8 protein-coding genes are annotated in these 10,273 nt (G+C 69.4%); 3 read left to right on the top strand and 5 right to left on the bottom strand.

Features of this window, described 5'->3' with window-relative positions:
- Positions 1-1,098: 1,098 nt before the first annotated feature.
- Positions 1,099-1,929 carry a universal stress protein gene (locus GVL03_RS06685; protein ID WP_159500209.1) on the bottom strand — a complete coding sequence of 277 codons (831 nt, stop codon included), beginning with the start codon at positions 1,927-1,929 and terminating at the stop codon, positions 1,099-1,101.
- A 70-nt stretch (positions 1,930-1,999) separates the two neighbouring features.
- Here GVL03_RS06685 and GVL03_RS06680 point away from each other — a divergent pair, with 70 nt between their 5' ends.
- Complete coding sequence (locus GVL03_RS06680) at positions 2,000-3,019, top strand: glycoside hydrolase family 6 protein (RefSeq protein WP_235038047.1); 1,020 nt, start codon at positions 2,000-2,002, stop codon at positions 3,017-3,019.
- Between the two features lie 109 nt (positions 3,020-3,128).
- Positions 3,129-4,109 (top strand): response regulator transcription factor, encoded by a 981-nt coding sequence (locus GVL03_RS06675; RefSeq protein ID WP_159500208.1) that lies wholly within the window; start codon positions 3,129-3,131, stop codon positions 4,107-4,109.
- A 357-nt stretch (positions 4,110-4,466) separates the two neighbouring features.
- Here GVL03_RS06675 and GVL03_RS06670 read toward each other — a convergent pair whose 3' ends face one another.
- From GVL03_RS06670 to GVL03_RS06660, 3 genes are all read right to left on the bottom strand, one after another.
- On the bottom strand, positions 4,467-5,957 hold the full coding sequence (locus GVL03_RS06670) for a glycosyltransferase (protein ID WP_373683829.1): 1,491 nt from the start codon (positions 5,955-5,957) through the stop codon (positions 4,467-4,469).
- 169 nt (positions 5,958-6,126) lie between these two features.
- The gene (locus GVL03_RS06665; protein WP_159500207.1) at positions 6,127-6,852 is read right to left on the bottom strand and encodes a fructose 1,6-bisphosphatase; all 726 of its coding nucleotides are present in this window, start codon (positions 6,850-6,852) and stop codon (positions 6,127-6,129) included.
- A gap of 162 nt (positions 6,853-7,014) precedes the next feature.
- On the bottom strand, positions 7,015-7,596 hold the full coding sequence (locus GVL03_RS06660) for a hypothetical protein (RefSeq protein WP_235038046.1): 582 nt from the start codon (positions 7,594-7,596) through the stop codon (positions 7,015-7,017).
- Positions 7,597-7,704: 108 nt separating this feature from the next.
- On the opposite strand from GVL03_RS06660, the gene GVL03_RS06655 reads away from it, so the two are divergent.
- The gene (locus GVL03_RS06655; RefSeq protein WP_159500205.1) at positions 7,705-9,483 is read left to right on the top strand and encodes a DUF4012 domain-containing protein; all 1,779 of its coding nucleotides are present in this window, start codon (positions 7,705-7,707) and stop codon (positions 9,481-9,483) included.
- A 65-nt stretch (positions 9,484-9,548) separates the two neighbouring features.
- On the opposite strand, the gene GVL03_RS06650 is transcribed toward GVL03_RS06655, so the two are convergent.
- On the bottom strand, positions 9,549-10,250 hold the full coding sequence (locus GVL03_RS06650; RefSeq protein WP_159500204.1) for an endonuclease/exonuclease/phosphatase family protein: 702 nt from the start codon (positions 10,248-10,250) through the stop codon (positions 9,549-9,551).
- Positions 10,251-10,273 lie beyond the last annotated feature (23 nt).

Here is a 10,273-nt window from a genome sequence, read left to right as displayed (position 1 = left end):
CGCCAATCAGGGTCGTCAAGGCAGACTGGTTGTGGGTCATCGTGGGATCACTTCTTTGCTTCTTGCCGGAAACAACTGGGGCTCCCACGATGGCTCCTCTACGTCAACGACGACGAGAGCCCCGCGGGAAGTAACACCACGCTATGAGACTCACCCTCGGCTCGATGCGCTGACCCGAAAGTCTCCCCGCCCCGGTTCTGTTTGAGCAGGCGCATTGCCTGGACTTTCCCCACCCCACGGAGCGCCCCGCAGGGACGCGGAGAAGCTGACCCGAAAGTCCCCGCTCTCGGTCCCTGAGCGAGGAGCAACGCTCCGAGACGAAGGGTCGCGGTGCGCTCGTCCCGGTGAGGCGCTTCGTCTCACTGCGCTCGCGGTTCGGCGAGGTCCGCGCGTGGCACGAGCGGCGCGAGACCGGAGCGCAGGAACTGCCGGCGCCACCCGCGCGCTCACTCCGACGGCGCCGATGGTGGCGCGCCGGTCGGCCCGGGCCCGCTCCGACGATCCCGGAGAGGGGCTTCCGGAGCCTAGAGGATGGCGTTCAGATAACTGATGATCGACGCGTACACGAGGGCCCCGACGCCGAGCGCCAACAGGGTCACCCCGACATACACGAGCCATCTCGTGTTGTTCGGTTCCGGGTTGCGTTGCCCCTCACGCGCCATAGCCAGCATCGTACTGACATTTTCGTCGCCCCATGTGCGCGCCGAGCCGAACGCGGACCAGAGTTGCCCCGGATGTCAAGCCCTCGCCGCGTCGCGGTATGGCCCGGATACTGGATTCAGCAACACCGCACACCGATGGTGTTCGGGTCACCCCCGGTGAGCGAAGGCACGGCGTGGCGAGAGCCCCGTGCGAGGAGAGCCCCCTCCGGTCCCCCAGCCGGAGGGGGTCCTCATCTCGCCCCCGGCTGTCACCGGCGCGGAACCGCGCGGCCGTTCGTCCTCGTCGAGAACGCGGTATGGTGTCCGCGGTAGATCCGTCAACCCTGGGCCTCGACCGCTGGATGCTCCGGCATCCCGATCGGGGCTGACGGCGCCCGCGGCCCCCCCGGCAACCACCCAGTGCCGGGGGCCGCATCGCCGGTGGCCCGACGCACGGTCAGCGCACGACGGCGACCGCGCTCTCGAGGTTCGCGACGACCTGTTCGCTGACCGAGCCGAGAAGGAAGCGCGCGAACGCGCCGCGTCCGTGCGAGCCGACGACCGTCAACCGAGCGGACCGCGCGTGATCGCCGATCACGGTCGAGGGCTCCCCCTCCGCCACCGCGGCGACCACGTCGAGCCCGGGGTGGTCGGCTCGCACGCGCTCGAGCACCCGGTCGACGCCTGCCTGCGTGATGCCCTGCAGATCGGTGAGATACAGGTCCGGGTAGACCCCGAAGTCACCGGGCATGGCGACGGGCATCCATGCCGACACCACCGTCAGCGTCTCTCCCGCCCGCTGCGCCTCGGCGGCCGCGAAGTCGATCGCCGCGTCCGACACCTCCGAGCCGTCGACGCCGACGACCACACCGCGACGGTCCGCCGAGTCCGCCTCGGGCACGACGACCACCGGGCAGTGCGCGCCCGCGGCGATCCGGGCGCCGTGCTGGCCGCGGTGCCCGTGACCGCGCGGCTCGCCGCCGATCACGAGCAGTTCCGCATCCGTCGACGCGTCCACGAGCAGGGCCACCGGATTGCCGGACTCGATGCGCGCCTCGACGGCGACACCGGATGCGGACACCTCCGCCACGACACGCTCCAGCGCGTCACGGGCCCGGGAGACGACCCGGGTCACGACCTCGTCCTCGCCGACTGCACCGACCGCACCACCGACGACGGCGAACAGGACGAGCCGACGCCCCGTCTCGCGCGCTCGACGCAGCGCCCATTCCTGTGCGCTCCGCGATGATGCCGCATCCGTCACACCCACGATGATCGTTCCCGACATGGCGTGTCCTTCCGGTTCCCTGTCAGGCTAGCGCGCTCGGGAGGACACGCCCGCGCGATAGAGTCCTTGGGTGACCGCAACCGCCCCTCCGCGACGTCGCCGCGGCCTGCCCAGGTGGCTGCTCATCACGATCCTCGTCACCGCGCTCGTCGTGGTCCTCGCGATCATCGGCACGGTGGGCTGGCTCATCACGAGCGGTCTGCAGGCGCTCGGCGCGCAGCCGCCGGGCGTGGGCACGACGATCGTCGCGCCGGAGGAGTCGAAGGCGGCGAAGGCCGCCGCATCCGGAACCCTGAGCGGAGAGCAGCAGGAGGCCGCCGAGTACCTCGCGTCCCAGCAGACGGCGTACTGGCTCACACCCGAGATCGATCCGATCGGGAAGGCCGGCGCACGTGTGCTCAACCTCGCCGCCGAGGCGCGTGAGCAGGACGCCTCGCTCACCGTGGTCGTCTACGGGCTCCCCGAGCGCGACTGCGGCAACCATTCCGCCGGCGGGCTCGACGACGCCGACTACGACGCCTGGACCACCGAGATCGGCCAGGCGCTCGCCTCCGTCAAGGACGTGCAGAAGATCGTCGTCCTCGAGCCGGACAGCCTCGCCCTGGCCCCCGAGTGCGGCAACACCGACGAGCGCACGGCGCAGTTGCACGACGCCGTCGGGCGCCTGAAGGGCACCGACACCTGGATCTACCTCGACGGCGGCCACTCGAACTGGCTCTCCTCGGACGAGATGGCCGACCTCATCTCGCAGGTCGACGTCCTCGACGACGTGCGCGGTTTCGCGACGAACGTATCGAACTTCAACCCCACCGTCGACGAGTTCGCGTACGCCCACGAGATCGCCCGCATCCTCGGCGGCGGGCACGCCCTCATCGACACCTCGCGCAACGGCGCAGGGGCGACGTCGGACTGGTGCAACCCTCCCGGTCGCCTTGTCGGCGACACGAGCGGCACCTACGGCGACGACGTCGTCGACACCAACCTGTGGATCAAGCCGCCGGGCGAGAGCGACGGCGAGTGCAACGGCGGTCCGGCCGCGGGAGCATGGTGGCCGGAGGCATCCGTAGAGCTGACGCAGGACGTCCGCTGACCGGCTGCGGCGGGAGATGATCCCCCCGATCTGTGGAACAATTGGCGACGCGCGATGATCCCATACAGGGGAACCGCGGTCGACAGTCAAAGACGGGGATCTCGATCTTATGAGCGATGCTTCGGGCGGGCAGAAGACAGCCGTCATCGTCGAGGACGATCCCGACGTACGGCACCTTCTGGCCGAGGTCCTCGAGGCGGCCGGATTCTCGACGGTCTCCGTCGGCAACGGCATCGACGGCGTGCGTGCCGTCCTCGCCTACCAGCCGCTGATCACGACGCTCGACGTGAACATGCCGGGCATCGACGGCTTCGAGGCCGCCCGCCGCATCCGGGAGAAGTCGAACACCTTCATCATCATGCTGACCGGTCTCGCCGACGAGGCCGATGTCGTGCTCGGGCTCGGCGCGGGAGCGGACGAGTACATCGTCAAGCCGTTCCGTCCGCGTGAGTTCCGCGCGCGCGTGGAGGCGCTTCTGCGCCGGCCGCGCCCCGAGGCCGGGGCGAACGCGAACCCCCGCCAGGACAGCGTCGGGCCCTCCTTCCCGGGCGCCCGCCCGCAGACCCAGGGCATTCCCGTGCAGCCTCAGCCGCCGTCTGGCTACCCGGACGTGCACGACTACCCGCCCGCAGCGGCGATGCCCGAGCCGGTCGTCCCCGCTGCGGTGGCCCCCGTCGTCCTCCCGCCGCATGCGGCGGCGCCCGGAACCGAGATGGTGCCGGCCGGGGGCCGTGCCGTCGTCCCCGGCGGAGGCTACTGGGTCACGCATCGCGACCTGCAGCTGAACCCGGAGACGCGCATCGTGCTGACCGCGGGTCAGGAGGTGGAGCTCACCCGCACCGAGTTCGACCTGCTCGCGACGCTCCTCGAGTCCAAGCGGCGGGTGCGCAGCAAAGCCGACCTCACGCTGGTGCTGCGCGGCGAGTCCTACGTCACGTCGTACTACGTCGGCGAGGCCGACAAGCGCGCCGTCGAGGCCCACATGACGAACCTGCGACGTAAGCTCGCCGACAACCCCACGAACCCCCGCTACATCGAGACGGTGCGCGGAGTCGGATACCGTCTGACGACGGAGCTCGTCTCCCCCTGACCCGAAAGTCTCCCCGCCCCGGTTCTGTTGAACAGGCGCGCGCATTGCCTGGACTCTCCCCACCCCACAGAGCGCCCCGCCAGGGGCGCGGAGAAGCTGATGCGAACGCTCCCTCTTCGGTCCCTGAGCGAGGAGCGTAAGCGACGAGGCGAAGGGTCGCGGTGCGCCCGCTCCGCCTGGGGTCGCCGACCCGTGCACAGCTCATGACATCTCCGGTCGGCGCTGCGGGCGCGGTCCGGATTCCCGCGGTGGTGTCGACCCATCCGCCGCGGGATGTCATGAGTTCGGTACACGCCCGGACGTGAATCCTCCCCGGTTCGCCCCGGACGGGCGGTGTCGGCCGGGCGTCGCGGGCTGTCAGACCTTGTAGCCCTGGTAGCGGCGGAAGAGCTTCGTCGCCATGAGCAGAGTCTGCAGGACCGTGACGACACCGACGATCGGCCAGCCGACCCAGAGGATCGAGGACTGCACGACGGGTCCGAGCATGTTCCAGATGACGGCGACGGCGATGAGCACGAGCGCCAGGATGATGAACGGCGCCCAGTGGCCGATCGATCCGCCGCCGCGCTCCGCCTTGGCCTGCATGGCCCAGTTGTCGACCTTCTTGCGGGAGAGGAAGCGGCTCCACGAACGCAGGAAGTGGCTCAGGCGGATCCACATGAAGATCTCCGCGGGGAATCCGAGACCCGCGAAGAGCAGATCGCGCCGGTTGCAGTTCTTCATGGTGCGGGCGATGCGGACGTTGAGCAGGATGGCGACGCCGACCGGGATCAGCCAGAGCGGCGAGAACACGAACGCGTTGATCGACAGGGATCCGGCCAGCAGGACGAGGAACGCGACGCGGACGAAGAGGTTCGTGAGCATGCCGAAGTTCTCGAACCAGCGCAGCCGCAGATTGGGGTGGAACGGCTGGCCCTTGGTGTCACCGCGCTGGCCCGGCCACATGAGCTCGATCGCGCCGAACGTCCACTTCACCTGCTGGGCGTCGTATCCCTTGAGGGTCGTCATGCCGCCGACGTCCGCGCGCGCGTACGGGCTGATCTTCGTCAGGTATCCGGCGCTCTTGATCTGCAGGGACAACAGGGAGTCCTCGACCTCGCTGTCCTTGACCCACGGCGTGCTCTGATGGTTGGCGTGCATCGCGTCGCGCAGCGCGTTCGTGGAGAAGATCGAGAACTGGCCGCCGAGCACCGCCATGTTGCGTCCGCGCAGCAGGTTCTGCAGGTTGAAGGCGGCGAACTGGGTGCGCTGCCCGGCGATCAGCCACTTCGCGACCGTGCCCTTGATGGGACGGTCGTCGATCGTGTAGATCGCGGAGATCCCGCCGATGCGGGAGTCGCTCACCGCCTCGGTCTCGAGGTACTCGACCGCGCGCGAGTCGGCGATCGTGTCGCCGTCGACTCCCAGCAGGTAGTCGCAGCCCTCGACGAGCGAGTACCCGTAGTTCAGCGCACCGACCTTCTTGTCGGGATTCTTGCCGATGTCGTGCACGAAGACCTCGGTGAACTGCTCCCCGAGATCGGTCGTCACCTCGTGGGGTCCCGCATACTCCGACGCGATCTTGACCGTGTCGTCCGAGGTGTTGTTGACGACGACGTGGATCACGTCGGGCACACGGGTCTGCTTGAGCAGGCCCTCGAGCACATCGGCGATCGACTCCTCCTCGTTGTAGGCGGGGATGATGCAGCCGATCGTGGAGCGGTGCACGGTGGTGTTCTCGAGCACGGCCATGAAGTCCTGCTCGAAATGTCCCTCGGGGGCGGCACCCATCGGGTCGTCCGCGAAGCCGTGTGCGGCTTCGAGCGCGTGCGCAGTGTTCTGCGGATACGCCATCCGGGGGTCGGTCATATCGGTCACATCCTCTATGGTCGCCGGGGTCGGGCGGCGGATCGAGGCGCCGGATCGGCGCCGGAGTCCAGACTGCTACAGTCCCCGCAAGCAAGGATCCGTTCTGTCCGAGGGTCAGCGCAAGGTTTCCGCAAGATTGCCCGCGGTGACCGGACGCGGTATCGCGACGTCAGTCCTGGAAGATCGCGATGGGCAGGTACTGATAGACGACCTGCTGCTGGAACGACGTGTCGGTGTTGGCCGTCCCCTCGACCGACACCGTCATGGCGAACTCGAGGGTCACACCGTACGTGTCCGCGGGAAGCTGGTGGATCGTCTGCTCGGGGACGAGAAGGCCGCCCTGGTAGCTGTTGAGGAGCAGACCCCGGTCGGAGCGGAGCGTGTCGGTGGGCACGAGCGTACGCGGGTCGGCGCTGAACTGGAACGGCGACTGCACCTGCCCGGAGGTCTGCGCCGTCTGCGACATGACCTGGATCGACGAGATGTAGACGCGGCGCTTCTCGGTCAGGACCGCCTTCTCGTCCACGCGGTGGTCGTAGACGTTGACCGAGAAGCCGAACGTCTTGTCTCGGGTGGGCGTCCACTCCTGCGTGCGCTTGGAGTCCACCGCCCACACGTCGAGACGCACCTCGAGGTCGTCGGCGACGTCGGTGGTCAACGAGACCGAGCCGTCGTAGGTGAACTGGGAGTTGAAGACCATCGACGCGGACGGGCTGGCCGACGGCGTCACGCTCGTCCCCTCGTTCGCCGACCCGTCGGAGCCGATGCCCTGCAGGTTGTTGAAGGTGTCCACGATCTGACTGCAGCCGGACAGGGACAGAGCGCCGACGAGGGCGAGCGCCGCCCCGATGGCGACCCGACGCGCACGGCGGTCGGTAGGGCGACGAAGGCTCACTGGCCACTCCTCGGGAGGGTCCGCGCACGGGGCGGAGACGAATTCGGGTGGTGCCGCCCCGCTCGCGCGTGAAATCCCCGGACAGCGCCGACAGTATACGTGACCTTCGCGTGAACCGGGTGCGCGTTCGGCCGGGACGAAGCGGGACCGGGGCGCGATTCCCTACTCGCCGCCGCCGGCGATCGCCACGGTGAGAGTGTCGCTGGCCGTCTGCTTCGCGTACTCGGCCGAGGTCGGCGTCGTCTGCACGAGGAAGTCGTAGGTGAACTGCACCGTCACGAACGTGGCCTCCGCCGGCACATCGCCGATGTTGAACGTCTGCGAATAGCTGTAGGGCGAGAGGACGAGATACCCGGGGCTGACCGAGGCCTGGTCGGTCTGGGCGGCGAGCGGATCGAACGAGGTCGACACGTTGCCCGGCACCGCGGTCATCGTGGCCTTCTGCAGGTAGACCTTCTGTCCGTCGTCGGGCGTCACGGTGGTCACCATCGAGATGCTGACGGGCTTCAGGGCGGTCGCCGTCCACCGGTCCATCGACAGCGTCGACCAGTAGTCGATCGTCGCCGCGACCGCACCCGCCGTGAGCTCTCGCTGCGTCGAGCCGCTCGAGAGATCGTTCGACACGGGCGTCGGTGCCGGCGTGCTGCTCGTCTGAGTCGGCGAGGGGGTGCTCCCGCCCTCGTTCCACGGAGCGGGACCGCAGCCGACGAGCGCGATCGCCCCGGCGAGGGTCGACGCGACCACGACAAACCTGCGCCTGCGCCTCATCCGTCCCCCCGTCCGCGTGTCCCGTGCTTCGCCCAGTCTAGACTCGCGCGAGGCGTCGCCCGCCTCAGCACGTAGGGTGAAGCTGTGACGAATCCGCTGCTTCCGCGCCCCGCACGCACCGCCGGGCGCGTGCTGGTGTGGGCCCTGCTCGCCCTCCTCGTCCTCACCGCGGCCGCGGCCGTGTGGCTCGGCATCCGCGGGTATCTCGCATACTCGCACCTGCGCGCCGCGGAATCCGCCGCGCGGAGCCTGGCCGCCGACATCGGCGACCCGGCGTCCGTCGTCGAACGCATCCCGGCGGTCTCGGCCGACACGGCCGCCGCGCGTCAGCTCACCTCCGATCCGATCTGGGAGGCCGCGGAGGGCCTTCCCTGGGTCGGTGAGCAGCTCGCCGCCGTCGCCACCGTCGCTGCCGCCGTCGACGATGTCGTCGGGTCGGCGCTCGAGCCCCTCGTGGGCATCGCGTCGGACTTCTCGGTCGACGCCCTCCGTCCCGTCGACGGCCGGTTCGACCTCTCCGGGTTCGCCGAGATGCACACCGCGGCGGCGGCGAGCGCCGACCAGATCGCTCGTGCGACGACCTCGCTCGAGAACGTCGACCGGGGCGCGCTGCTGCCCCCGCTCGCCTCCAGCGTCGACGACGTCGCCGCTCTCCTGGACATGGTGCACACCGGGGCGGATGCGGTGAGCCGCGCGACGGCCCTCATGCCGGCCATGCTCGGCCAGGACGGACCGCGCGACTATCTGGTCGTCTTCCAGAACAACGCCGAGTGGCGATCCCTCGGCGGGATCGTCGGCGCCATGGCCATGATCCACACCGAGGGCGGGTCGATCTCCCTCACCGCCCAGGCCTCCTCCTCCGACTTCACCAAGTACGAGGATCCGGTGCTCGACATCGGCGACCTGACCTCCGTCGCGGGCGTCAAGCCCGCTCAGTTCATCCAGAACGCGACACAGGCCCCGTCCTTCCCGCTCGCAGCTCGGATCTCCCAGGAGATGTGGGCTCGGGAGACCGGCGTCCACGTCGACGGCGTGCTCTCGCTCGATCCCGTGGCGTTGTCCTATCTGCTCGCCGCCACGGGCCCGGTCACCCTGCCGACCGGCGACGTGCTCACCGCGGACAACGCGGTCCAGCTGCTCCTCAATGACGTCTACCAGCGCTACGAACGACCCGCCGACCAGGACGCGTTCTTCGAGGCGGCGGCCGCATCCGTGTTCGACGCGCTCGCCAGCGGCTCGGGCGACCCGACGGCCCTCGTGTCGGCGCTCGTGCAGGCCGGGGAGGAGAACCGCCTGCTCCTGTGGAACGCCGACGAGACCGACCAGGCCGTGCTCGACGGCACCACTCTGCAGGGGCTGCTGCCCGTCACGGATGCCGAGCAGACCGCGTTCGGCGTCTATGTCAACGACGGCACGGGGTCGAAGATGGACTACTACATGGGTCTGGACACCGGGGTCACCTGGTGCAGCGACACAGAAGGATCGCCCGACGCGCTCCTCACGGTCCGGCTGCGCGACGAGGCGCCCGCGGACGCGGCGAGCCTCCCCTCGTACATCACGGGCAACGGCACCTTCGGCGTTCCCGCGGGGATCACCCGCACCCTGACCTACCTGTATCTGCCGGCGGGGTCCTCCGTGGTCTCGTCGTCGGCGACCGGCGGGTCCTCCACCCCCGGGTTCGGCACGGGCAGCGACCAGGGGCGTACGGTGCTCATCTGGGCGACCGACCTCGCCCCCGGCGAGGAGGCCACCGCCACCGTGCGCGTGCAGACGCCCTTCACGCCGTCGCTGGTGGCCGAGACGACCCCGGTGCTCCCCGGGAAGTCCGGCACGGTCGAGGCCACCTGCGCCGTCACGGGATGATCGCGCGCACGCGATAGTCGTCGGCGGTCCGAGCCCGGTTCGGGTCGTCTCCGGCGGAGGGGCGATCAGCTCTCGGCGACGCCCGCCGCCGCCGTGCGAGCGGACAGCTCCGCGGTCACCAGGATCGGCAGGTGGTCGCTGAGTCCCTGGGGCAGAGTGCGGATGTGGGCGATCTCGAAGCCGACCGACGTCGCGAAATCGTAGTGCCCGCGGAAGAAGCGGTACCGGGTGTAGGTCCGGACGTCGCTGAGCGTCAGCTCGTATCCCTGGTCGCGCACGCGTTCGCCGAGCTTCTCCTTGAAGACGGGATAGTTGTAGTCCCCGACCATGAGCGCGGGCAGCCTCGGGCCGAGGTTCTGGAGCTCCGCGAGCGCGGTGCGGATCTGGTGGCGGCGCAGCGAGTTCAGCGCGGTCAGCGGAGCCGCGTGGAAGGAGGCGACGATGATTGCGCGACCGGCGTCGATGTCGTGCAGACGAACGCCCAGCATCCGCTCCTCGGCGGGTCTGAGCACCCGGTCGTGCAACGACTTCTTCAGCGACAGAGCGCGGACGTCTTCGAGCCGGAAGCTGCTCTCGCGGTAGTAGACGGCAAGACCCAGACGGTTGCGGTGCGTCGCGTCGGCCAGCCTCAGGCCGCCGGTTCGTGCGGGGATGTCCGTGGTGTCGGCCTCCTGGAGGCACAGGACGTCAGCGCCGTGCCGCTCGGCGAGATCCGCGATCTCCCCAGCGGCCCGGTGCTTGCGCAGGTTGTACGAGATGACCTTCATCAGGTCTCCACCATAGGCCCGGC

The sequence above is a fragment of the Microbacterium sp. 18062 genome (genome assembly GCF_902706225.1).
GTDB lineage: Bacteria > Actinomycetota > Actinomycetes > Actinomycetales > Microbacteriaceae > Microbacterium.
Note: the sequence above shows the minus strand (reverse complement) of the source record. Positions and strands in the feature narration are given on the sequence as shown.

Coding starts and splice junctions, on each gene's coding strand:
- GVL03_RS06685 (WP_159500209.1), bottom strand. CDS start 1,929: ATGTCGGGAACGATCATCGTGGGTGTGACGGATGCGGCATCATCGCGG.
- GVL03_RS06675 (WP_159500208.1), top strand. CDS start 3,129: ATGAGCGATGCTTCGGGCGGGCAGAAGACAGCCGTCATCGTCGAGGAC.
- GVL03_RS06670 (WP_373683829.1), bottom strand. CDS start 5,957: ATGACCGACCCCCGGATGGCGTATCCGCAGAACACTGCGCACGCGCTC.
- GVL03_RS06650 (WP_159500204.1), bottom strand. CDS start 10,250: ATGAAGGTCATCTCGTACAACCTGCGCAAGCACCGGGCCGCTGGGGAG.